The sequence below is a fragment of the Rhodoferax sp. GW821-FHT02C08 genome, from assembly GCF_059421805.1.
Map to the genome: position 1 here is coordinate 1 of NZ_JBWKVR010000008.1, position 23,376 is coordinate 23,376.

General features: G+C 59.1%; 19 protein-coding genes and 1 pseudogene. 2 read left to right on the forward strand and 18 right to left on the reverse strand.

Annotated elements, in window-relative coordinates; all coding sequences use genetic code 11:
• The 3 genes from AC07VY_RS11640 to AC07VY_RS11650 all read right to left on the reverse strand — a co-directional run.
• On the reverse strand, positions 1 to 1,430 hold a 1,430-nt coding region (locus tag AC07VY_RS11640; RefSeq protein WP_495097719.1), incomplete at its 3' end, for an SPM autocatalytic domain-containing protein.
• Between the two features lie 9 nt (positions 1,431 to 1,439).
• A complete protein-coding gene (locus AC07VY_RS11645; RefSeq protein ID WP_495097718.1) occupies positions 1,440 to 1,682 on the reverse strand; it encodes a hypothetical protein in 243 nt (80 codons plus the stop codon).
• Between the two features lie 1,105 nt (positions 1,683 to 2,787).
• The gene (locus AC07VY_RS11650; RefSeq protein ID WP_495097717.1) at positions 2,788 to 3,036 is read right to left on the reverse strand and encodes a hypothetical protein; all 249 of its coding nucleotides are present in this window, start codon (positions 3,034 to 3,036) and stop codon (positions 2,788 to 2,790) included.
• A gap of 85 nt (positions 3,037 to 3,121) precedes the next feature.
• Between AC07VY_RS11650 and AC07VY_RS11655 the strand changes: the two genes are divergently transcribed.
• Positions 3,122 to 3,718 (forward strand): metallophosphoesterase, encoded by a 597-nt coding sequence (locus tag AC07VY_RS11655; RefSeq protein WP_495097716.1) that lies wholly within the window; start codon positions 3,122 to 3,124, stop codon positions 3,716 to 3,718.
• Positions 3,719 to 3,976: 258 nt separating this feature from the next.
• Here AC07VY_RS11655 and AC07VY_RS11660 read toward each other — a convergent pair.
• The 7 genes and pseudogenes from AC07VY_RS11660 to AC07VY_RS11690 form a co-directional block, all read right to left on the reverse strand.
• Positions 3,977 to 4,102: pseudogene (locus tag AC07VY_RS11660) on the reverse strand (integrase); the annotation flags it as partial.
• Between the two features lie 208 nt (positions 4,103 to 4,310).
• On the reverse strand, positions 4,311 to 6,320 hold the full coding sequence (locus AC07VY_RS11665; protein WP_495097715.1) for an RICIN domain-containing protein: 2,010 nt from the start codon (positions 6,318 to 6,320) through the stop codon (positions 4,311 to 4,313).
• Positions 6,321 to 6,426: 106 nt separating this feature from the next.
• Positions 6,427 to 8,421, reverse strand: coding sequence for a beta-galactosidase (locus AC07VY_RS11670; protein ID WP_495097714.1), 1,995 nt, complete (start codon positions 8,419 to 8,421; stop codon positions 6,427 to 6,429).
• Between the two features lie 71 nt (positions 8,422 to 8,492).
• A complete protein-coding gene (locus AC07VY_RS11675; RefSeq protein ID WP_495097713.1) occupies positions 8,493 to 9,344 on the reverse strand; it encodes a carbohydrate ABC transporter permease in 852 nt (283 codons plus the stop codon).
• Positions 9,345 to 9,356: 12 nt separating this feature from the next.
• Positions 9,357 to 10,232, reverse strand: a complete 876-nt coding sequence (locus AC07VY_RS11680) for a carbohydrate ABC transporter permease (RefSeq protein WP_495097712.1) — start codon at positions 10,230 to 10,232, stop codon at positions 9,357 to 9,359.
• A 61-nt stretch (positions 10,233 to 10,293) separates the two neighbouring features.
• Entirely contained in the window at positions 10,294 to 11,529 is a 1,236-nt protein-coding gene (locus AC07VY_RS11685; RefSeq protein ID WP_495097711.1) for an ABC transporter substrate-binding protein, read from the reverse strand.
• A gap of 19 nt (positions 11,530 to 11,548) precedes the next feature.
• Positions 11,549 to 12,685, reverse strand: coding sequence for an ABC transporter ATP-binding protein (locus AC07VY_RS11690; RefSeq protein WP_495097710.1), 1,137 nt, complete (start codon positions 12,683 to 12,685; stop codon positions 11,549 to 11,551).
• A 253-nt stretch (positions 12,686 to 12,938) separates the two neighbouring features.
• Between AC07VY_RS11690 and AC07VY_RS11695 the strand changes: the two genes are divergently transcribed.
• Entirely contained in the window at positions 12,939 to 13,958 is a 1,020-nt protein-coding gene (locus AC07VY_RS11695) for a LacI family DNA-binding transcriptional regulator (protein WP_495097709.1), read from the forward strand.
• Between the two features lie 219 nt (positions 13,959 to 14,177).
• Here the strand turns inward: AC07VY_RS11695 and AC07VY_RS11700 are convergent, their stop codons facing one another.
• From AC07VY_RS11700 to AC07VY_RS11735, 8 genes are all read right to left on the reverse strand, one after another.
• A complete protein-coding gene (locus tag AC07VY_RS11700; RefSeq protein ID WP_495097708.1) occupies positions 14,178 to 15,743 on the reverse strand; it encodes a Na+/H+ antiporter in 1,566 nt (521 codons plus the stop codon).
• Between the two features lie 279 nt (positions 15,744 to 16,022).
• Positions 16,023 to 17,015, reverse strand: a complete 993-nt coding sequence (locus AC07VY_RS11705) for an aldo/keto reductase (RefSeq protein WP_495097707.1) — start codon at positions 17,013 to 17,015, stop codon at positions 16,023 to 16,025.
• Between the two features lie 106 nt (positions 17,016 to 17,121).
• Positions 17,122 to 18,570, reverse strand: coding sequence for an MFS transporter (locus AC07VY_RS11710; protein ID WP_495097706.1), 1,449 nt, complete (start codon positions 18,568 to 18,570; stop codon positions 17,122 to 17,124).
• Positions 18,560 to 19,168, reverse strand: coding sequence for an NAD(P)H-binding protein (locus tag AC07VY_RS11715; protein WP_495097705.1), 609 nt, complete (start codon positions 19,166 to 19,168; stop codon positions 18,560 to 18,562). Before AC07VY_RS11715 ends, AC07VY_RS11710 begins: the two co-directional genes overlap by 11 nt.
• A gap of 239 nt (positions 19,169 to 19,407) precedes the next feature.
• On the reverse strand, positions 19,408 to 20,385 hold the full coding sequence (locus AC07VY_RS11720) for an AraC family transcriptional regulator (protein WP_495097704.1): 978 nt from the start codon (positions 20,383 to 20,385) through the stop codon (positions 19,408 to 19,410).
• 96 nt (positions 20,386 to 20,481) lie between these two features.
• A complete protein-coding gene (locus AC07VY_RS11725; protein WP_495097703.1) occupies positions 20,482 to 21,870 on the reverse strand; it encodes an SUMF1/EgtB/PvdO family nonheme iron enzyme in 1,389 nt (462 codons plus the stop codon).
• Between the two features lie 32 nt (positions 21,871 to 21,902).
• Entirely contained in the window at positions 21,903 to 22,499 is a 597-nt protein-coding gene (locus AC07VY_RS11730; RefSeq protein WP_495097702.1) for a flavodoxin, read from the reverse strand.
• A gap of 6 nt (positions 22,500 to 22,505) precedes the next feature.
• On the reverse strand, positions 22,506 to 23,342 hold the full coding sequence (locus AC07VY_RS11735; RefSeq protein WP_495097701.1) for an SDR family oxidoreductase: 837 nt from the start codon (positions 23,340 to 23,342) through the stop codon (positions 22,506 to 22,508).
• Between the last annotated feature and the right edge of the window lie 34 nt (positions 23,343 to 23,376).

A 23,376-nucleotide genomic window follows, 5' to 3' on the forward strand; every position in this document is an offset into this window, starting at 1 on the left:
TCAAACTTGGCAAGGTCTTCTGTGGACAGAGTGGCCCGATAAGCATTCCGGTCGGCATCGCTGGCCTTGATGGCGGTGTCCATCCATCCACGCTCTTGCTCATCCTGTGGGTCGCTGAGGATCAAGCCGTAACCTGCAGCCAAAGCCTGCTTGCCAGCACTGTTGTAGCCTGAATCATTGCCCCATTCGCGCAACAGATTGGCGACTGCTGCTTTGTAGTCTGCACGCGAACCGGCGTCTTTTGCTTGGTTGAAAAGATCAATCAATTCAGGGCTTTGGGTTGCCGCTTCTTGTAGATCCCGTACCCAGCCACTACCACCAATGTTGCTGACAGTCTTGGCCGCATCGCTCACCGTGATGGGCGTGAACTCACGGACAAAATTGTTCTGCGCCAGGATGAAGCTGCCGGCTTGGCCGGTGCTGCCATCAGCACGCGTGTAGCTTCCACTTTGTACCAACTCGGCATCGCCATAGTTGACGCTAATAGTGGCGCTCGCCAATTTGATGCTTTGTACACCGGACTCGGCCAAGGTCTGCATTTCCCCAGCCTGGCTGATGCCGTCCTGGTTCAAGTCACGCCAGACACGCAGGTTGGCGTACTGTGCGTCGTTGGCATCAAACACACCGTCACCAGCGCCCACTGTCACACCGTTTACCACACTTCCCGTATCTAGTTCGCGCAGTGCAGCAAAGCCGTTGGCCGCCTTTTGACCGTTGGCGAGTAAAGTTTCATCGCCGAACAGTTCTTTGCCCGAGTCGATGCTGCCATTACCATCGCGGTCCCACACCAGCATACCGTCATCGGCTCCGACCCAGGCAGTACCGGTTTTAATGGTGTCTCCGTTGGAGTCGAACAGGACTCCTTTAGATAAGGGGGAGATTTCTAGGCCATCACCATCTAAATCCAAAACTAGCGGGTCGGTATAGCGGATGGTTTTAACTAGGGGGTCTGGGGTCGTACCAATATTGCGGGAAATGATGGGAAGCAAAGTGTTTTTATCAATGCCCGTGGGGTCAATGACTTCACGTCCCGTTGTATTGAATGTCAACAATGTACCGCTATCTGCAATACTCAAATTTTCCAAGTCATTTAGGATGTCGGAAATGCGGTCGCGATTTTTATAAATTGCTAACGCAATCCCCGTTAACGTCCACAAAGCAGTAACAGGAAAGGATATTGTGGCGCCACCAGTTATCGCCATTGCCATACCAATGTTTGTGACATTTTGCAGTAATGTTGCGTAATCGGAGCCTTCAAGAGTTCCACGTTCCTTTTTTTCCCCCATCGATGCAATTTGGGTTAAAACTGCAGGATTGCCTAATGCAATTTCTGCAAAGGCTTTTGCGCCAGGTCCATAAAGGACGCCCAATGCATTGGTGGCAGCAAATTTAGTGGCAGCTACTGCAGAGTTAAAACCTATGGCATCCATCTGAAAATCCTAAAGAACGATTAAAGAAATAAGCAAGCCCAAAATCCCTAGTCCGGCCAGAACCCAACGCCCATCAATATAGGCGTAAAAAATCTTTGCCAGGAATCGTTCTGATGCATTTTTTGAATTAAGTAGCAAATCTCTATTTTTCAACCACTCATCAAAGTTTGAGTAGCTCATTATTGCAATCAGCTTGATTCCAAATGAAATGACAATTAAAAACAGAGATAGACTAGCAACAAACGTTTTCAAGATATTTCCTTGTGTTGACAGGGGGAAGCTAATTCTTAGATATGTCAGATGGGTGTTCCGCCTTGAACCACAACCATTGCATTTTTGAACGTAAAGTCCAGACGAGCGGATAGCCGTCGGCATTGAAGCAGCCATCTGGTGGCTGCAGACGGGGATGCCCAATGCTGAGAAAAATGAATCTATAGCGTGGGCAGGCGGGCACTGAAACAAGTGTGGAACGTAATACGCGCCACGGCTTATGCCGCCTCATTGGCAACAACAATCAAAAACAACTCCCTGGCACTGTATTTTTTAAACACAAATGAATTTATGTTTCATTTTGTAAATTTTATTGTAGATGGTTCTTTGTTACATCCACAAAATGAGGGATGTATGCCAGTGTTGTGGAGCTCGGTGCACGTTGGTACTGCATGGCCTGCCGGTATCGGCATAGGGCAGACTGGGATTCCCAGGCACAGGGACTGACCGCGCGTAAGGAAACTGGGCAAGGCTGTCGCCCTTCTGTCATCAACGATCATGCTGCCTGGCCGATGGTCCTGGCGAAGACCGACTGCACAGTAAGTCGGGCTCGACGCCAAGCAAATTTAAGCGATGGCTCCGGGCAAGATCGTTGCATGGTTACATGCAACGATCCGGGGGGCCTCCGGCGGCCTGGCAGGGGCCTGATTAAACATTCCCAGAAGTCAAATTTTCCCCATACGACCTTAATGACTGGAAATCTTCCAGCGGAAGCAATAAGTAGCACCTAAAAAACAATGGCTTTTTTGAATCGGAAAGGCTTGCAAGGTTTGAATCGGATTCACTGGCGAGGTGCGGATCGGAACAAGTGGCTTTTTTGCGTCGGAATGGCTGACCGGTTCGAATCGGAACTACTGGCTTTTTGGATCGGAATACGCAGGAGCCAAGTAGTGAGAATAAGCAGGTTGAAATCTCAGCGCAACAACATGTATTTTTGGGAGCCCGTTGATTGGCTACAAACTGACGGGTACCAAGCGGCCGGGTTCATGAAGGCTGCAGGCATGTAGTCTCCATCCATTCTCGGGCCAGTACTGCAAGCACAAGGAAGTCGGCCAACCGGTATGTAGACCATGCCAGATGATGCAGTTTATGCCTGCTGGCCCTCCAGGCCTGTCGGTACGTTGCGCCCACCATGCCAACTGCCGCTGACCCAGCTTTGCCAGTCCCACGCATAGGCCGCCTTGTCAACTCCCTGTACGACGGGGCACTGGGCGCCGTACAAAGCGTCCGAGAACTGATCCCGCCATGGCTGCGGGATGTCGTTCAAGTCCACGTAGAAGGGACGTCCTTCGTGGTCGTGCACCGGCACGGCTGCAATCAGTTCATCGCGGGTCATAGAACATCTCCAGCTCCAGTGGCGTGCACTGCCGACTCGGCCATTCAGGTGTACGCTGCCATTCTCACTGCATAGTCCAACTGCCATGCGCCTCCATATATTGTCCGACCTGCACCTGGATCACGCCACGTTTTCCATGCCCGAAGTCGAGAGCGATGTCCTGGTGCTCGCTGGCGACATCTTGTCCCCAGGCCATAGGGCGTCGATCTGGGCGGCACGTCCTTCCGTCAACTTGGGGCGCCCGGTACTGCAACTTGGCGGCAACCACGAGTTTTATGACCAAACGCTGCAGCCGGAGCGTGCGCGGATGGCGGAGACGGCTGTGCGGACTGGAGTCCACTTGCTGGACTGCAGCTCGGTGGTGATCCATGGCGTTCGTTTCCTGGGCTGCATGCTGTGGACAGACTACCGGGTGCCGATCCGGGACTACGACGGGCAACTGCGCACTGATGCCCAGCAGGGAATGATGGCCTGTGCCGGGGCCATTGCGGACCATTTCTGCGTCTCGGTGGAGGATGCCAAGGGTACGCACCTGGTGACGCCTCTGGATTTGCTGCAAGAACACCTGCTGGACCGTCGCTGGTTGCAGGAGCAATTGGCGATTGAATTTAACGGGCCGACCGTGGTCGTTACACACCATGCACCGCATTCCCTGTCCGACTGCCCATTGCTTGGCATTTAGACGGCATGGAGTGTTGGCGCCGTTTGAATCTTGACAGTGAGGGGGAGCGGCGGAACTCTTGGACTCGGTTACGCCTTAAATCCGAGGCTTGCTCGGTACTCGATGGGTCTAAATGCGCCGACGGAGGTTCCAGCCTGAAGCGGCCGTCGGCAGGGACGGCTTTGCAGCGAAAGCAGCCGGTTGAGTTATCGCTGTGAACGACGCGTTTGCGGGGATAAGCCGACAGCCGAGTGCCTGGGCCCGCTGCCGGCCATCCCGTCAAAGCTCAGTCTGCTCTGACATTTCCAAGGCGTCCTCGACCTCTATACCGAGATAGCGAACCGTACTTTCCAACTTGGTATGCCCAAGCAGAAGTTGGACAGCACGCAGGTTCTTGGTTCTGCGTTTGTTGTCGATAGGGCGATCTTCCCAAGCCACCGCCAACCCCGTATTGCGAAACCGCACAAGTAGATTTCAACTGCGACATCAGGTGAAACCCTAGGCCGCCATTCACTATGAACTTGATAGCTTCCAGCGCAGGTATTGCCTACGCCAGAGTCACTTTTACAAAAGAAACCGCAACCCCGGGCATCCGGATCAACGCGACAGGTTCTTAGTTGATGCGCTTCACCGTCCAGACCTGGTCGGAAGTTCCGTTTGCAGGCCAGGACACCGCCCGCGCCAAGTTCGTGGAGACGCCACCAGCAATCGTGACTACGCGCCCTGTGCTGACGTTTGTAAGGTAATACTGATCGGGACCGTGGAGTGTCAAAGACCATACTTGCTTGGCATCCGACGTGTTGACCGGACGCTGCAGAATCGCCACGCTCGAACCATTGCCGAAATCGTCCGTCAATGCCATTCCAGAATTGCCGTTGGTAATGCGATAGCCACCGATTGCTGCGATGAAAGTCCACAGGTGCCAGTTTTGGTTCGCATACCACCATTGATCCGCCTGGGTGCCACTGGCCGTCGAACCGCCTGGGATTTCAAGGTATTTACCTAGGCCATTCTGGATAGTGAACTGCCCGGTCGTGAGGCTTGGAAGTGCAACCTGGGTGAATGTCCAGCGCTGATTTGCAGAACCAGTGTCGGTCCATTGGACCATCGGTGCTCCATTCGCCTTTGCCCATTGGTAGTCGTCCAGTAATGCATTGCTTTTCCGATTCGTTACGGTGAACGCGCCATCCACTCCCTGCACAACCGCCCACTCCTGTGACGCGGCGCCGGCAGTTGCGGTTTGCTGCTGTACGGCCGCACCATCGGTAGTGGATGCGCCCGACACTCCAAGCACCAGAGCGCTGTTAACGTTGTTAATGGTGAAATAGCCATTTGCCTGGCGTTTGAGCACCCATTGCTGCTCTCTACCCGTCGAAGCCAGCGCTTGCACGACCTGCGCGCCATTCAACGTCGACGCACTGGCCACACTGAGCTTAAGGCCTGAATACACATTGGTAAGTTGGTAAGTCGCCTCCATCGAGATACCCGGTGCTACATTGTCCAACGCGACTTGCACCTTGTTCAGAAAATTGCTGTCGTGGTAACCCCCTGTGACGGTCATCACACCACTTCCATCCGGCAGCACCATGAGCGAGCGGCTGTAACCTCCCGGCGCATTGGACATTTGCGAGCGCCATGCTGACGGGTCTCCGCCCGCCGTATTGATCGCGAGAGGTAGCTGCTGACCATTGCTCAAAACAATGGTGCCGTTCGCGCCACCACTAGGCGTCCAAACAACATGGGGTTGGCAGCAAGGGTGCGACCCATCGTCCAACACGAGTGGCTTCCCCACCACCGAATTGAAGTCGAGCGGGTTGGTAGCAATCTTGTAATACACCGGGCAGCTACCCTCTGGAGCACCGCAATACTCGTAGGAGAGTATCCAGTTGCCATTGTTCATAGCGGCAACCGATGTCATCCCAGGACGTGCGGTTTGGGCCGGGTACACGACATCGTTGACGGGGGCCGACCACGTGAGACCGTCGGTCGATGTCTGGTGATCCAGTAGCTGTGAATGCACCGAGTTTTGTCGCTGGTCGGAGTAATAGACCACGATCTGCCCCTGGTAGTACATGATGAACGGCTCCCACACGGGCGTGTTGGGGTCGCTCACATAGCCCGCACCACCCTTGGCCACCGAACTCAAGAACGACCAAGTCGCCCCCTTGTCACGGCTTGCGAATAACAAAATCTCGGTCGACCTCAGATCAGAGGGCACAGAAAGCCCCGCCATCAGGATGGTTCCTGCAGGCAATTGCCCCACGGGAGCCGGAAGCTCATAGATCTGCGGGTTCCATCGCATTCCGTAACCGTTAACCGTGTCGGCAACCTGCGAGAGTGCCGTCCAACTCGTACCGCCATTGGTGCTCTTGTAAACAGGGAACACGGGGGTCGAAGTCGTGTAAGTCTCAAATGTCGTCAGCATGGTTCCGTTCGCATCGCCGTTGTGGCGCAGCGTGATGGTCCGTGCATACATAGCCCCGGGATTTACGGAACCAGCACCGGGCGTGTAGACCGTGTTGACTCCGCTTGTTTGGGCACCTACAGGGAAGCCTATGGCACCCAATGCAATAGCTGCAACGGCAGCCCCTACGAATCTCATCCAGCTTTGTCTCAGTGGCATATTTGTCTCCTCGTTGTTGTTGCATACCCTTGGGTACGTTGCGCTCCGCCTCTTGGACATCGTGGACACGATGTCTGTCTTTACACCTCCCTCGTTGCACTAGGCATCAGACTTCTGCGGCGATCTCCCGAAGTACCAGGACAGCACCGCCTTCGAGAGTCATGCAGTCATGGAACTGCTCACCGGAAAGTTCGCAGGCATAACGCCTCTGGCCCAACCGAACCACCTTCTCCTCTTTGGACAGATTCAGTACAAACAAAAAATCTTTGCCTAAGCCCGTCCGGCGAGAAACTTCTACCCCCTCTGGAAGACCGTCGAAGTGCTCCAGGCTCGCGTCACGAACCACATCGGAAAAAAGATGCTTGTACGCGGAGTCGCTCAGGACCGTGCCGATGTAGTAGACACATCCTCGACCGAACGTGTTTTTGGTAATCGCGCTGCGTCCCTCGAAATATTCAGAGGCATAGTGCGCAATGGTCCGGGCTGTCGTGGGGGTTAATACGTCGCACCACTGTTTGCAAGTGTGCTCTTCGGAGCTTGCAAAACGCAGCGTTTGCAGGTCGCGGCCCACCGGGTCGTACTCGTCCACCTCGACACCTGCCATCGCCGCCAATCCACCCGGCAGCCGCTGCGGCCCACACACATTGTTCATGTTCTTCACGCTCGTACGGGTGGTCAGGACCACGGTGCCACCGCCCTGTGCAAAGCTCTGCAGCTTAGCGTTGACTTCTGCATTTTCCAAAAACAGATAGGGTGCCACCACCACTTTGTAGCGATCAATATCAGCCGTCCAGTTGATGACATCGGTGCCCACACCCAGGCGCAGGAATGCGCTGTGCAGTTGCTTGAAGTTGTCCAGGTAGTCGAAGCCATCCGACTGCGGCTGGATCTTCAGTGCGTTGTGCTGTTCGTGGGAGAACAACATGGCTACGTCATTCACCACGGCCGTGCCGTCCAGCGCGGCACTGAGGCGATTCACCTCGTGCGCAAACTGCTTGAACTCCTGGAAGCGCCGGCCTGGAATGCCGTGGTGGTCATGCAGGCCGTGCCAGAACTGCTCGGCCCCCACCCTTGCGGTACGCCAGCGGAAGTGCACCACCACGTCGGCACCGCGCGAGATGCTTTGCCATGCATGGGCGCGGATCATGCCGGGGAACGGAGTGCGCGACATGGGGTACCAGCAGCCAGGGGTGCCGCTGAGTTGCTCCATGACCCAGTAATTTTTTTGCTTCACACCACGCGTGAGATCGTGCGTCAACGCACCATGGTAGAACTTGGATTTGGCGTCATTTTTAAGGTCTGTGCTGGGGTAGTAGTCCAGCGACACGAAGTCCATGTCCTTGAACAGGTCGTAGTAGTCCGTCACCACCGGGTAGCCCCAGAGGTTATGGGTAACGAACCGGTCTTTGCAGCGCTCGCGTAGCAGCGCGGCCTGGAAGCCGTTGAAGGCCGCCACCGAGTCCGAAGAGAAGCGTTGAAAGTCCAGCAGCAGCGAGGGGTTCTGGTGCGGCGAGCCGCCCAGCGGGGTGGTCACCTGGGTCCAGGCGCTGTACTCGCCGCTCCACACCACGGTGCCCCATTCGCGGTTCAGGTTTTCCAGCGTTCCATATTTGTCTTGCAGCCAGACCCTGAACTGCGCCGTGCAGTTCACACAATGGCAATCGTTGGCGGCCAGCTCGTTGTCGGTCTGCCAGCCGATGACGGCTTTGTTGTTTGCATACCGGCCCGTCATCTCGTTCACGATGAGTGCAGTGAAGTGCTTGAGCGATGGGCTGTTGTAGCAGCGGTGGCAGCGCACGCCCGGGTACATAGGTTGCTTCTTGCTGTCCACCGGCAGCACATCGGGGTAGGCCTCGACCAGCCAGTTGGGTGGCGTTGCGGTGGGCGTACCCAAAACGATCTCGATGCCTTGTGCAGCCAACACAGCGATGGCCTTGTCCAGCCAGTCAAAGTTAAAAACGCCTTGTGTGGGCTCCATTCTTGACCAGGCAAACTCCGCCAGCCTGACGATAGAGACACCCGCCTCTTTCATGGCGATGGCGTCTTGCTCCCACATGCTGGCATCCCAATGTTCCGGGTAGTAATCGACTCCGACTTTCATGTCATTTCCTATCTAATGATGGTTATGTGCAGCCCCGGCAACAGGTCGAAGCTGCGGTGTGGGGGAAGACCTCAGCCCTTGGTTGCGCCAAAGGTGAGGCCGGAAACAAAGTGCTTTTGCATGGCAAAGAACATCAGCACAGACGGCATGGCGGCTAGCAGAGACCCGGCGGACACCAGGTTCCACGCGGTAGTCCACTGCCCTTTCAAGGCGGCCACCCCGACGGTGATGGGCGCGGCCTCGTCCCCCTGCGTCAAGCACAGAGCCCAGAAGTAGTCGTTCCACACAAAGGTGAAGACCAGGATGGACAGTGCCGCCAGTGCCGGTGTTATGAGTGGCAACACGATCTTGTAGAACAGCTGCCATTCGGACGCACCTTCAATGCGCGCGGCTTCAAACAGTTCAAACGGCAGCTCCTTGATGAAGTTGCGCAAGAACAGCGTGCAAAAGCCGGTCTGGAATGCCACGTGAAAGAACACCAGACCCTGCACCGTGTTGAACATGCCCATCTGCAGGGTCAGGTCCCGCACTGGGATCATCAAGATTTGCACCGGCACAAAGTTGCCCGCCACAAAGGTGGCGAGGATGGAGGTGTTGCCTTTGAAGGGATAGGTGGCCAAAGCAAAGCCGGCCATGGCCGAGAACGCCATGGCGCCCAGCACCGAAGGCAGGGTGATCAGGCAGCTGTTCCAGAAGTACTGCAACATGGGCGAGCTGACCAACACGGTGCGGTAGTTCTCCACCACCGTGATGCTCTGCGGCCAACCCCAATAGTTGCCTTGCAACAGATCCTCATTGGACCGCACCGAAGTCACCATCACGGCCAGCAGCGGCATCAGCCAAAGCAGCAGCGCGATGGGCAGCACGCACTTGTAGCCCAGCCGGTTGATGGGCTTCCATTTCTCAATAGGTAGGGGAAACATGGTGACCCTCGCTCAACTTTCTGCTTTCAGCAGGCGACGCAGCTGATACGCAATGAATACCGACATGATGAGAAACAGCACCACCGCAATGGCGGCGGAGTAGCCAAACCGGAAGTACTTGATGGATTGGTCGTACATGAAGTACGCCAGCACGGTCGAGCTGTCGTAAGGGCCGCCGCCGCTCATCACCGCGATCAGGTCAAAGCTGCGCAGCGCGCCAATCACCGTCAGGGTGATGGCCATGAAGGTGGCAGGCCGCAGCTGCGGCAGCACCACATGCCAGAGCAAGGTCCAGCCGCTGGCGCCTTCCATGCGACCGGCTTCTATGACCTCGTGGTTGATGCCGGTCAGCCCCGTCAGGTACAGGACCATGCAAAACGGTATCTGCGGCCACAGCGCGGAAAAGATGATGCCGTAGGTGGCATAGCGCTCGTCGCCCAGCACCGGCACGCCGTGGCCCACGATGAGCCTGAAGAGGCCAAAGCTCGGGTCGAAGAACCAGCCAAACACCAGGCCCACCACCACGCCCGGCAGCACAAAGGGCGCGAAGAACAGCGACTTGGCCAGCTTGATGCCACGCACCTGCTGGTTCAGGAACAGGGCGAAGGCCAGGCCAATCGGCGGCGCCAGCATGAACAGCAGCAGCCACAGCAGATTGTTCTTCAGCGCGATATAGAAGGTCTGCGACTCAAAGAGTTCGCGGTAGTTGGCCAAGCCTATGTAGACTTTGTCGGCCACACCGTCCCAGTCATAGAAGCTGAGCACGATGCTGTTGAAGATGGGGTAGATCACGTACACCGCAAATACGGTCAATGCGGGTGCAAGAAACAGGGCCGCAGACAGGCGGCGCTGCCTGGCCAATGGCGATGCATGGGCTTGTGTGGACATGGCTTGAATGGCTTTCTGGAGAAGTGGCGCGGGGGCGGATGTCTCAGCCCCTGGCTTGGATTTACTTCTTCGCGTAGATGCGCAGCCGCTGCTGCTCCACCTGCGCCAGGATGTCGTCCAGCTTGCTGGGGTCCGTCATGAAGCGCTGCATGCCCTTCATGCCCTCGTCGGCCATTTCCTTGGTCATGTCGCGGTCGTAGAACTGCGCGATACCGCCCTTGGTGGACGACAGGATGTCAAACGCACGGCGGGCAATCGGGTCGTCCGATACCGTCGACCGGTTGTTGGCAGGCAAGGTGCCAAAGGGTTTGGCCAGCCGGCCACTTATCTCCGGCGTGCCCATAAATGCCAGGAACTTGCGGGCGTCCGGCTTGTTCTTAGCCTTGGCTGGAATGTTCAGGCATTCGGCCGAGCCGTCTTCGGCCATCGGCACACCGCTCTTAACCACAGGGAACTGGAAGAAGCCGGTCTTTTGCTTCACGTCCGGCGGAATGCCGCCCGACAAAAAGGTGCCCATCAGGGTCATCGCCGCCTGTCCTTGGTTGAACAGCGGCTGCGCGGAATCGAGCGTGTAGGACAGCGCGTTTTCGATGAAGTAGCCCTCGTCAAGCAGCGTCTTCCAGGCCGCGTAAACGGCCTTTACACGCGGGTCGGTGTAGGCGATCTCGCCGTCCATCAACTTCATGTGGAACTCGTAGCCGTTGATGCGGAAGTCCAGGTAGTCAAACCATGCGGCCAGTGTCCACGAATCACGCCCGCCTACTACGATGGGCGCAATGCCTGCAGCCTTAAGCTTCTTGCAGGCGTCCAGGAATTCCTCCCAGGTCTTGGGCTCGGCCTTGATGCCCACCTTGTCAAACAAGTCCTTGCGGTAGTACACACCCCAGCCGAAGTAGTCGGTAGGCAGGGCGTACTGCTTGCCCTTATAGGATGAGGCACCCTTCAAGGAGGCAAAGTCTTTGTCCCAGCCGTTCTTGGCCCAGTCCTCGGAGATGTCTTCAAACAGCCCTCGCTTAGCGTAATAGGCCATGCGCTCGCCTTCATGCCATTTCACGATGTCGGGTGCAGCCGTGGTGAGCCAGGCGGGCAACTGCACTTTGTAGGTTTCTTCTTCGATGAAGGCAGCCTTGACCTTGATGTCCGGGTTGGCCTTCTCAAAGTCGGCAATGATGCCCTCCCAAACCGCCCGCGAGCCGCTGCCCTTGAAGGCGATGTTGGCCGTCATGGTGCCCGCGTGGGCCCCGGATGCCAGTGCCAGGGTGGCGGCACATGCGGTGAGTAATTGCTTAAATTTCATCTTTGTCTCCTGTTTTGGTTTAGTTCTGCTGAACCGCGCGTCCGTCCGCGGTGAATAGATGGCAGTGTTCAGCGGGCACTGCCAACGTGATCGCATCGCCCATCCGGTGCGCGGTATTGCCCGGCACGCTGGCGATCAGGCTCTGGCTGTCGCCACAGCTGAAGTGCAAATAGGTTTGTTCGCCCAGCCGTTCGATGGCGGCAATGAGGCCGGTGATCGCTGACGCATCCACGCTGTCCACGGCCTGCGGTGCGCATGGCCGCAGATGCTCGGGACGTATGCCCAGCGTCAACTCCTGGCCCTCTTGCAACTGGCTTGACTTGTGGTGGGTGCGCACGGTTTGCCCGGTGGCGTGGACTGCCACCGCAACGCCGTGGGCATTGCAGTCCAGCACGCGGGCGGCCAAGAAATTCATCTGGGGCGAGCCAATGAAGCCGGCCACAAACTGGCTGTTGGGGCTGTGGTACAGCTCCAGCGGCGCGCCGACCTGGGCGATGCTGCCGTAACGGTCGGTATTAGCGCCGGCATTCAGCAACACGATCTTGTCGGCCAGAGTCATGGCTTCGACCTGGTCGTGGGTCACATACACCGTGGACGATTGTTTGAAGCTGGCATGCAGCTTGGCGATCTCCAGCCGGGTCTGGCCCCGCAAGGTGGTGTCCAGGTTGGACAGCGGCTCGTCGAACAGAAACACGCCCGGCTCCCGCACAATCGCCCGGCCAATCGCCACGCGCTGCCGCTGACCGCCAGAGAGGGCTTTGGGCTTGCGGTCCAACAGCGTCTCCAGCTGCAGAATGCGCGCGGCTTCCAAGACCTTTTGCTGCACTTCGGTCGACGTCTTCTTGGCCAGCTTCAGGCCAAAGCCCATGTTCTCGGCCACCGTCATGTGGGGAAACAGCGCATAGCTTTGGAACACCATGGCCACGCCGCGCTTGGCCGCGGGTACGGCATTGACGCGCTGCCCAGCAATTTCGATGTCGCCACCCGTTGGGTCTTCCAGACCCGCCACGATCCGCAGCAGCGTGGACTTGCCGCAGCCCGACGGCCCGAGGAAGACGCAAAACTCGCTCTCGCCAATGTCCAGGTTCACGTCTTTCAGAACCGGTGGGAAGTCGCCAAACGACTTGAATACGCCCTGCAAACGGATGGCCGCCATGTTTTGTCTCCTGCTTGATTTAACGTTAAATCAACTGCACCAAAAAAAACAGCAAACGCTGCATTTGGCCGTCGCCCCTGTGGCGACACTTTGATTTTTCTGAATTTTGCGGGAGTCTAGCGCAATTTGATTTAACGTTAAACTAGTTTTGCAAAAAAAGTTCTGCTTGAGACGACAATCAGGCCCTGATACAGGCTATCCACCCTGCTGCTCCACGCCCCTCCAACACCTTCGAAATCCGCATCCGACCGATATGGCAACCATCAAAGAAGTGGCACTGCGCGCAGGCGTCACCCCCACCACGGTGACGAATGTGATTCGCGGCAAGGGCCGCGTAGGCGATGAAACCCGTGAGCGAGTGCTGGCCGCAATTGCCGCCGAGAAGTACCGCCCCAATTTGAACGCCCGCGCGCTGGTGGAGCGCAAAGCCCCCACCCTGGCGCTGATGGTGAGCTGCATCACCAACCCCTTCTACCCCGAGTTCACACTGCAGGCCCATCTGGCGGCCCGCAAGAACGGCCGCTTTCTGCTGATCTGCAACACCGAACACGAGGAAGACGGCGGCCAGCAGTTTTTGCACGATGTGGCCGGCTCGCTGTCTGACGGCGTGCTGGTCGCTAACCGGGGTGACCTGTACCTGCCACAGCTGCAGGCCCTGGCAGACAGCGGCATGCCGGTGGTCGTCAGTGTGTGGGAATTCCCGGAGCGCCACCCCGGCATCCCCTGCGTGGGCTTTGATTCACGCAAGGCGGGGCAGCTGGCGACCGAACACCTGCTGGCCCTGGGCCACCGGAAAATTGGCGCCATCATCGCCAGTGCGCTCGACGGCATCCACGGCGGCCGCTACGAGGGCTGCTGCCAGGCCATAGCCGCCGCGGGTGCCGAGCTGCCTGCCGCCAACGTGATGGTCTGTGAAGATTCGTTTGAGCAAGGCTACGCCACCGCGCACCGCTATCTGGCCAGCAAGCCAGACATCACGGCCCTGTTTGTCTCGAACGATCTGCCGGCACTGGCCGTGCTGGACGCCGCCTCCGACCTGGGCATACGCGTGCCGCAAGACCTGTCGGTGGTCAGCATCACCAACATCCAGCAGTCGGCCCAGTCCAGGCCCGGGCTTACCACAGTAGCCATTCCCACTACCGCCATGGCTGCGCGTGGTATTGAAATGTTACTGAGCCTGCTAGACAACGCTCCCGACACCCCGCCAATGGAATGCGTCGACACGCTGGAACTGGTCGTGCGGCAATCAACCGCGCCACCGACCCGGGGCTAAACGACCCTGTCCAAATGCCAAAGGCCTACAACGCGTACATTGACTGTTGCCGCCGATGACAGGTTGACCAGGAGGGGCGGCGGAATTTTTGGACTACTTGGAGGTAGTTCACTCTCTCGGCGCTCTCAGCTCCGTCGAATACCGGGTGAGCCTAGGGCTCGCGGCATAAAACCAGTCCAAGTTTTTATCCGCACCTCCATTAACATCCATTCACAGTATTCAGCCGCCAGCAGTTCCCCCGGCAGCCAGTTCAGCCCAATCCAGCTCTTGCACTAGCGCTCGGTATGCCTGCTCGCCGATGGCTTCCTGATTGCGAAGTTCGATTGCCTTGCGGCGTGCAGCCTTGATGGCCTGTCGCCGCAATGGCCCTCCAGGGACTTCGTTCAGCGGCTGCGCATTGTCCTGGCTTGCGTTCAGTTCGACGACACCCTGGTATTCCTTCTTGAGCAGTCTCGCGTGCACGGAGTCGTCCGTCTGGATCGCGTCGAGCAGTGCCTGATAGATCAGCGTCCGCCCCGCTCGCACTTCTGCGGCTACCGGATCGTCGTCAGACAGCTTCAGCCAGCCGATGAGCGTCTTCATCGTCAGCCCCTGGACCACCAGCGTGCCGAACACCACCACGAACGCGCTCAGGAGGATGAGGTCGCGGAAAGGGAATGGCGAACCATCCGGCAGTGTCTCGGGAATAGCGAAGGCGGCGGCAAGGGTCACGATGCCGCGCATCCCGGCCCAGGAGAGCACGAGGCCGCCGCCCCACGATCGTTTCGGACGCTTCCCGGACTCAATCTTCTTGTTGTTGTGCATTACGAGCGCGCTGTAGCCCATCACCCACAGAAACCGTGTCGCGATGGCTACGCCGAGTACGACCACAGCCACCACGACGGCATCGACGCGGGCGGTGCCGCTCCCCAGGCGCTCCCAGATTGGTCGCAACTGCATGCCGATCAGCACGAAGGCGAGCGCGTTCAAGACGAAGACCACCGTTTCCCAGACGGCGAAAATCGGCACGCGCATGCGCGCCGGAAGTCTTGGGCCACCGCCGCGCGCCATGGTCATCGCAAAAGCCACCATCGTCAGGATGCCGGAGAGGCCGATTTTCTCGGCGAGTATCCAGACCCCGAAAGTGACGGCGAACTGCAGGATCAACGACGTGGGGACGTGCTCAGGCGCACTCGTCACCGGGCGCAAGACGAAGCCCAAGCCGACGCCCGCAGCAATGCTGCCGAACACCGTAAGCAGGAACACCGGCAGGTAGTCGCCGAAGCCCAAAGGTCCCGCGATCGCCGCCATTAGGGCTAAGCGGTACACGAACAACGCGCTGGCGTCGTTAAGCAGGCTCTCGCCTTCCAGGATGTTGAGTACGCGGTGCGGCAATCCCACCTGACGCATTACGGCCGTTGCCGCGGCTGCGTCCGGCGGAGCCACAATGGCGCCCAACGCCACCGCAATCGGCCAAGGCATCTCCGGCACGAGCCAGCGGCAGGCCAGCGCCACGCCGACCACAGTCGTTCCAACTGCGGCCACCACGAGGCCGGTTACGGGACGCCAGTTCGCGCGAAGGTCGCGAACCGATGTATCGTAGGCTGCATCGAGCAGCACCGGCGCCACGAACAAGGCCAAGGCCAACTCAGGATCGAGTGTCCATTGTGGGATCGCAGGTAAGAAAGCCAGACCCGCGCCCCCCAGCGCCAGCAGTGTGGGATACGGCGTCCCGATCCGACGAGCTAGCTCGGCCAGAGACGCTGCTGCGATCAGCAATACGATGATCCACTCAAAGGTTTCCATAACATGATCGCGCCGCTCTCACTGGAGCCGCCTCTGGTTTGACGAGCCGCGCAAAGATCGTGCGGTCGCTGACCCGTTGAGCTGGCGCATCAACGAGCGTATCGAGTCGGTTGTTGAGCGCGTGCGCCTCCTCTTCTTTGAATGTGATGACTCCCGGGGTAGCGGAGCACACCGCTGGTTAACTTCAAAACTTGGTTGCTACTTCTAGCCATCCGCTGGTTATTCGGGCGGCTTGCTTTCCACACAGTTATTGGGTAACGACTATTTGGAATGAGTCCCTCACATCATTCCCAGCACGGGATGCGGAACATAAGGCTTTTCGAGCGCCTGGATTTCTTCGTCGGAGAGTTGAATCTCCAGCGCCGCGACAGCTTCTTCTACGTGCTTTGTCGCTGTCGTCCCGACAATGGGTGCGGCGATGTAGGACTTGCTGAGCATCCACGCCAAGGACATCTGGCCCATCGAGATGCCTCGCGCCTGTGCCAAAGATTGCAGATTGTCGATGACGACCTTATCCAGGTCGTTGGTACCGTCCCAGACCCACTTTGAGACTTCATCGATCTTCACGCGCTGCGTGACCGTTCCCCATGGATGCGCCAGTCGACCGCCGGCCAGTGGGCTCCATGGCGTGAGCGCGATATTGCGATCCCTGCACAGCGGGATCATCTCGCGCTCTTCTTCCCGGTAGATGAGGTTGTAGTGGTTCTGCATCGCGACGAATTTTGTCCATCCGTTCGTCTCCGCGATGTTCTGCATCCTTTCAAATTCCCAGGCGTACATGGTCGAGGCACCGATGTATCTGACCTTGCCGCTTTTCACGACATCGTGGAGCGCCTCCATGGTTTCTTCCATGGGGGTCAGCGGGTCGAGCCGATGGATGGTGTAGAGATCAACGTAGTCCAGGTCCAGCCGCTTCAGGCTCTTGTCGATTTCGCCGAGGATGGCTTTTCGCGAAAGGCCGCTGCCGTTTGGCTTACCGGGCCGCATCTCCATTCGGACCTTGGTAGCGACGACGATGTCATCCCGGTCGAGATTGAATTCCCTGATGAGCTTGCCGGTCACCTCCTCGCTGGAGCCCAACTGGTACACGTTGGCCGTGTCGAAGTAGTTGATGCCGAGCTCGATCGCCTTCTTAAAGATGGGCTTGGCGTCTTCGAAGTCCACCGCCCAGGGGAACAGTCCATGTTCACTGCCTGGTTTGCCAAAACTCATCATCCCGAGACAGATTTTCGAGACGTCGACGCCAGTGTTTCCGAGTTTGATGTACTTCATGATGTTTCCTTTGCTGTTGATTGAGAGCATTCGGCGAGCCGAGTTGGAGACCGCCGAGCCTTATGGACACGACAGCGCAGGATGGCGCAGTCCAGGGTCAGCGCCGTCATTGGGAATCCCTTCGTACGGCAGAACCTTCCACACCGGTCCTGGCCGATGGCGACCTGCGAACCACATACCAAAAAACGAGAAGCAGTGCGAAGGCCAGCAAGACGGCGGCCCCGGACAGCGCTGCGCCAACCCTGTGCGCAAGCTCGATGTTTGGCGCGGTCCCATTCGGCACTACGGGCGCCGCGAATACCACCACGAGAATCGCCAGACCCAGGGCGCCTCCTAGTTGATGCGCCACACCTACGAGTCCTGACGCCGAGCCGGCATCCTGCGGTGCGACGCCGGCCACACCGTTGATCGTGAGCAGCGCCAAGGTAGCCCCCATGCCTGCGCCTACCAGCGCCATCGGCAGCGCAACGCCGAGCAGAAAGGGGCTACCGGCATCGAGCTGTCCTAACCCCGCCATGCCCACGAGCGACGTTGTGAGTGCGGCCGCCAGCACAGCGTTGTGGCCGAACCGGTTCACGAGTCTTGGAGCAGTCAAAGCACCGAGGAAGTTGACCAGCATCGACGGAAAAAAGGCGATGCCGGCCCACATAGGACGCATGCCGAGCACGCCCTGCAGGTACTGAGTGACGTAGAAAAAGAATCCCATCGCGGCGCCGATGAACAGCACGCGTGCTGCATTCGCACCCGAGCGTTCGCGACTAGCGAACAGCCGTAGTGGAAGGATGGGCTGGTCGGCATGACGCTCAACCTGCAGGAACAGCGCGCCAAACACGACACCAGCCAACAGCGGTGCGGCCGTTCTCCAATGCAACCAGCTTTCCTCGGCCGCGTGAACCAGGCCATAGACCAGCGCGACAACGCTCAGAGTGGAGAGGACCGCGCCCGCGATGTCGAACCGACCGGACTGCCGTGGCGTCTCGTCGATGTAGCGACGGGCACCCCACATCAGAAGTGCACCGATCGGGACATTGATGAAGAAGCCGGCCCGCCAAGAGATCAGGTCCGCCACGATGCCACCTACCACCAGACCGAGGCTGGCAGTGATGCCGCCGACCGCCCCATACCAGCCGAGAACACGATTGCGCTCGGGTCCTTCGGCAAAGCTGGTGGACAACAGGGCGAGCGTGGAGGGGGCGAGGACGGCGGCGCCGATGCCTTGAACCGCCCGCGCGCCGACCAACCAAGCTGGCGTGCTGGCCAAGCCGATGAACAGCGAGGCCACACTGAATATGCCCAAACCGACGATGAAAACACGTCGCCGGCCCAGCAGATCGCCGGCACGTGCACCCAGCAGCATGAGGCCTCCAAACGCCAGGGCGTAAGCGTTTTGCACCCACGACAGACCACCCGCCGAGAACCCCAGGCCGTCGCGGATGGAGGGCAGCCCGGTGATCACGATCGAGTTGTCGATCACGATCATCGCGTAGCTGGCGAGCATGATCACCACCAGGTACCCGCGATGCGCCGGATTGGCTGAAATGGTCTCAGCTCGCACGAACCGTCTCCTTGTGAACACCCAGGCTGTGCCGGATGTCCATCTCCGGGGTGACTGCAAGCCGGACTACGAGATCAGCCACGCTCTTGCGTGACACCGACTCGCCGGCCGCTTGAAAGGGTTCGCCCTTTTGCGTAGTTCCGTAGGCGATCTCGTCTCGGTTGTTCAGCCAGGCCGGGCGCAGCAAGATGTAGTCCAGCGACGAGGCTTCGATGACGGCAGCAGCCTTGCGATAGGGATCGAGGATGCTGCCGTGCCGCTCGCCCGGCACTTCGTCGTAGATCCCCATCGAGCTGATGAAGATCAGGCGGCGAACGCCGGCATTGAGCATGGCTTTCACTATCCCCCGGGCCTGCTGCTCCAACGGCCCGGCCAGGTTGGCATACACCACATCGTGGCCCGGCATCACCGCGTCAAGGGCCTGAGCGTCGAGCACGTCACCCTCGACGACTTCTACGCGTGGGTTGCCGTCAAATTTCAGTCGTCGTCGGCCTTGGCGGGCAAACAGGGTAAGCCGGATCTCGGGACGGGTCAGGAACAGATCTGTGGCCACACGGGCGATCTGCCCGTGGGCGCCGAGAATCAACACACGCTTCATGAAATTCCTCTGCGTCGTATGCGTGGGAGAGTCAGGGGTCAGCGCTCGATAAAGTCCATGCGCGTCTCTCTCAGTTGATGCTTCTTCATGAAAACTCCTGTCGTTGGTGGTCCATTCGCCTGTGCGCATCCCAGCGAAGGCACGAGTTCGTCCTGGGCCGCCGTCGAAGGCACCCTGGCGTCGGCTGTGGGTGGTACACGCAGGGGGCCGTTACACGGGACGCCCCTCGCTTCAATCGTTTAGCCGCTCATGCCGCCGGTCGCCTGCTGTTCGCGCAATCGCTTTATGTCGCGCGCAGGCGGCGCCCCGAAAAACCGGCTGTACTCGCGGTTGAACTGGAATTGACTCTCGTAGCCCACGCGGTGCCCTGCGGCGGCCGCGTCGATGTTTTCGCCGAGCATCACGCGCCGCGCTTCCTGCAGGCGAAGTTGCTTCTGGTATTGCAGCGGGCTCATGGCCGTAATGGCCTTGAAGTGGTGGTGCAGCGCAGAGACGCTCCAATGCACCTGCTTGGCGAGGTCTTCCATGCGCAACGTTTCCGCATAGCGCTTCCGCAACACCTCGATGATTTGCGCGACACGCTGGCTGTGGCTCTCGACCATGGCCAATTGCGCGAGCCGCCAGCCATCCGAGGACTTCAATAGCCGGTACACGATCTCCCGGATGACCAGAGGCGCCAAGGTAGGAATGTCTTCAGGAGTCTCCAGCAACGCCAGCAGGCGCAGCAGCGGCTCCAGCAGGACCACCGTGTTGTCGCTGGTGTAGATACCGCGCCCGACCTCATGACCCGAAGAAGGCTTGCCCTTCAAGCCCAGTTCCAATGCCAGGGCCATGATCTCCTTGACGTCCAAGTTGAGCCGCATCGCCAGGTGGGGACATTCGGGCGATGCATCAATCACTTGCCCGACGACAGGAAGGTTCTGCGCAAAGACGAGGTACTGACTTGGGTCGTAGACGTAGACGTCATCGCCGAGCAGTACCCGCTTGCTGCCCTGGGCGATCACGCACAGTGCGGGTTCATAGACCGTGTGCACGGGATGCAGGGTGCGTGAAACCTTGCCGAGGATCAGCCGAGGAATCGCTGTCGTGAAGGCACCTTCTCCCCGGGTTAGACGGGCAATGCTCGCGGCCAACTCCGCTTTCAACACCGTCACCCGCACCGGATCTTCCGACATGCGGAGGCTTGGGTTCGACAGGTGGCCGGTGAACTTGAACATGCGTATCAGCTTAGTTCTTCTGGCGGAGCTTGTCTCACTTTGGTGTCGACCCATGCAGGATCGTGCAAAGAATGAAATGAATCCCGCAATGCCAGCTCAGTAGGTAGTGGCTTGCGCTGCGGACATCAGCCATCGTCCGTCGCGCAAGGAAAGGTCAATGTCGAGCTGCAGAGGCCAAATTCCCCGTGCACCCCAGATGTTGGCGTTGACCCGGTTACGGCCTCTCAACGTTGCCTGGCTGCCATCGACTTTGATGACAACCTCCTCTTCCGCAGAGTCGTGGTAACGCATTTGTCCCGACTCGATGTGTGCCAGCCACTCGGCGCGAGGCTGGTCGTACCCGGTCATGTGGACGAGATGAAAATCGTCGGTCAGCATGGAGGCCAAAGTTCGCGTATCGGAGGTCACCATAGCCCGGTGCATGCGGCTGTACAGTGCATGGATGGCTTGTTGTTCGGCGGGTGGTTGAGACATGGGGTTCTGACTCCTTCGAGATGCGTCAATATTCCGAGCAATGGCAGCACTGCCCCTTGGTTCGCTGGCATTGCTACGGAGCGTCGGCCGCTGGCCTGGTACATCTACCCTCGTCGCCGACTGGCGGGGTGGAATGGCTTCCTCTTCCAACAGCAGCCGAAAGCCGATGCTGATGCCGCGGTAGTCCGGGTCATAGGGCTTGCGAAATGCCGAGCGCCAGCTTCCGGAGGTGACATGCCAGCTCCCGCCGCGCACGGTGCGGCTCGTACCGGAGGCTGGTCCTGGCGGATCGCTGGCCGGACTGTTCGCGTAGTAGGCGTCGCTGTACCTGTCCTGCACCCATTCCCAGACGTTGCCGTGCACGTCGTACAAACCCCAGGCGTTCGGAAGCTTCTGCCCCACGGGATGCGTTGCACCGGACGCGAAGTCCTCGCCGTACCAGGCGTATCGACCGAGTTGCTGCACGTCGTCGCCAAACGAGTAGGTCGTCGTCGTGCCGGCCCGTGCTGCGTATTCCCACTCCGCTTCGGTCGGCAATCGGTAGCGCCGGTGGCCTTCGCGCTCGTTCAAGCGCTGGATGAAAGCCTGAGCGTCGTTCCACGACACGGTGGCAGGATTCGACGGCTTGCGCAGGCGCTCGGCCATGCCCGGCAGGTCGTAGTAGGGATTCGAGCGCCGCGAATTAAAGGGGCTATTGCCCATCACCGCTTCCCACTGCGTCAGCGTGACCTCGTGCCGGGCCAAGTAAAACGGGCGCGTGATCGTCACCCGGTGGCGAGGCTTCTCCGCAGCGCCGGCGTCGCGGTCGTCGTCGCCCGATCCCATCATGAAGCTGCCGGCAGGTATTCGTACGAAACTGATGCCGATGCTGTTGGTGTGCTGGGCCGCCGGAGAATGGACAGAGTTCGCAGCCTCGGCTTGCCCGACTTGCGCGCTCGCGAAGGTGGCGAACAGCATCGAGATCGAAGCCAGCACGACAGTGTGTGACTTCAAGTGCTTCTGTGTCTGCATCAGGTGGCTCCCAGTGGTCGGTGTGATCGGATCTATCGGCCGCCGGGTCTTTGCTGCAGCCAGTTCGTCACCCGCTCCAGCGTGTCACGCTCCTGGTCCGCCTGCATGACGAAGGCGTCAGCAATGCGTGCACGCAGCGCGAGTTGAGCGAGGACGGCGAGGCTACGCCCCGTCCCGTAGCCACCGTGCGTGATGAAGGGAACGATGATCTTGCCCGTCAGGTTGTGGCGAGTCAGGAACGACCGGATCGGCGGCGGCGCCGTCATGCCCCAGATCGGGAAGCCCAGGAACACTATTCGATAGCGCTCCATGCCGAGTACCGTTGCTTTCAACTGCGGCTCGAAGCCGGTTTCGGCTTCGCGTGCCGCTTGCTCCACCGTCTGCCGGTAGTCCTCCGGATAAGGCTGTAACGCCTGGATCTCGAAGACGTCCGCAGTCTGAGCACGCGCGATCTGGCCGGCGACCACGCGCGTATTCCCCGAGCGCGACAGATAGGCGACAAGAACCTGGTTCGGGCTAGGGACCATGGCGGTCGTCGGATTCCCGCGCGCAGCGGTAGCGGCACTGCTGACGGTGGTGAGCAAGAGTGCACGCTGAAAGAAGTCGCGACGGCCGGACAGCGTTTCCATGCGTTCTCAACGAGTAACGGCGGGCGCGGCTTCGCCGAACCAGTAAGCAGCGGTTACGCCGCCATCCATAAGGAAATCGCTGCCGGTGATGAAGCCACCATCCGACCCCATCAGGAGTGCGGCCACGTTGCCCACTTCATCCGGAGTCCCCGCTCGCCCAACTGCACAGGTGTCGATCATTCTGCGGTAGCCCTCGCCTCGCGGGCCGGTCAGCTCATCACGTGCCAGCGGGGTGATGATGATGCCGGGGCTGATAGTATTGATCCGCGCGCCGCGGCGCCCCCACCGCACGGCTTCGGCCATCACACGCAGCGAGTTGCCGCGTTTAGACAGTTGGTAGGCATGCAGCGTATCGGTCACTTTGCTCGGCTGGAGCATTTCCAGTTTCAGCAACTCCTCCGTTGGAGTGCTTGCCAGAGCCTTGTCCTGTTCCGCCGTCAGCGCAGGCAGCCGATGACCGGATTGGGAAGAGATGACCACGCCCGAGCCGCCGCGTGCGATCACTTCGCCGACCAGCTCCAGCAGCAGGGCCGTGCCATACAGATCAACCTTCAGGATGGTCTCGATAGGCGCCTGCGACGGCGACACACCGGCAGCATGGATGAGGCCGGTAATGCTGCCCAGACTATGCGCCTTCTCGATCAGAGCCTGGACCGAGGCACGCGACGAGATGTCGACCGCTGCTGCACTAACGTCGAACCCGGCATTGGCGAGCGCGTTGGCAGCTTCGATCGAACTTTGATCTGTGAGGTTGGCGAGCAGCAGGTGCTTGCCTGCGCCGACCCGCCTGGCGATGGCCTGGCCGATAAATCCGGCACCGACGACAACGACGACATCTTTCATCTTGTTCTCCTGTGAATGGTGTGGCGGATAAGGG

Bases quoted from the DNA above. Each gene is read 5' to 3' on its own strand.
- AC07VY_RS11650 (WP_495097717.1), bottom strand. From the start codon at position 3,036: ATGACCCGCGATGAACTGATTGCAGCCGTGCCGGTGCACGACCACGAA.
- AC07VY_RS11655 (WP_495097716.1), top strand. From the start codon at position 3,122: ATGCGCCTCCATATATTGTCCGACCTGCACCTGGATCACGCCACGTTT.
- AC07VY_RS11665 (WP_495097715.1), bottom strand. From the start codon at position 6,320: ATGCCACTGAGACAAAGCTGGATGAGATTCGTAGGGGCTGCCGTTGCA.
- AC07VY_RS11670 (WP_495097714.1), bottom strand. From the start codon at position 8,421: ATGAAAGTCGGAGTCGATTACTACCCGGAACATTGGGATGCCAGCATG.
- AC07VY_RS11675 (WP_495097713.1), bottom strand. From the start codon at position 9,344: ATGTTTCCCCTACCTATTGAGAAATGGAAGCCCATCAACCGGCTGGGC.
- AC07VY_RS11680 (WP_495097712.1), bottom strand. From the start codon at position 10,232: ATGTCCACACAAGCCCATGCATCGCCATTGGCCAGGCAGCGCCGCCTG.
- AC07VY_RS11685 (WP_495097711.1), bottom strand. From the start codon at position 11,529: ATGAAATTTAAGCAATTACTCACCGCATGTGCCGCCACCCTGGCACTG.
- AC07VY_RS11690 (WP_495097710.1), bottom strand. From the start codon at position 12,685: ATGGCGGCCATCCGTTTGCAGGGCGTATTCAAGTCGTTTGGCGACTTC.
- AC07VY_RS11695 (WP_495097709.1), top strand. From the start codon at position 12,939: ATGGCAACCATCAAAGAAGTGGCACTGCGCGCAGGCGTCACCCCCACC.
- AC07VY_RS11700 (WP_495097708.1), bottom strand. From the start codon at position 15,743: ATGGAAACCTTTGAGTGGATCATCGTATTGCTGATCGCAGCAGCGTCT.
- AC07VY_RS11705 (WP_495097707.1), bottom strand. From the start codon at position 17,015: ATGAAGTACATCAAACTCGGAAACACTGGCGTCGACGTCTCGAAAATC.
- AC07VY_RS11715 (WP_495097705.1), bottom strand. From the start codon at position 19,168: ATGAAGCGTGTGTTGATTCTCGGCGCCCACGGGCAGATCGCCCGTGTG.
- AC07VY_RS11720 (WP_495097704.1), bottom strand. From the start codon at position 20,385: ATGTTCAAGTTCACCGGCCACCTGTCGAACCCAAGCCTCCGCATGTCG.
- AC07VY_RS11725 (WP_495097703.1), bottom strand. From the start codon at position 21,870: ATGCAGACACAGAAGCACTTGAAGTCACACACTGTCGTGCTGGCTTCG.
- AC07VY_RS11730 (WP_495097702.1), bottom strand. From the start codon at position 22,499: ATGGAAACGCTGTCCGGCCGTCGCGACTTCTTTCAGCGTGCACTCTTG.
- AC07VY_RS11735 (WP_495097701.1), bottom strand. From the start codon at position 23,342: ATGAAAGATGTCGTCGTTGTCGTCGGTGCCGGATTTATCGGCCAGGCC.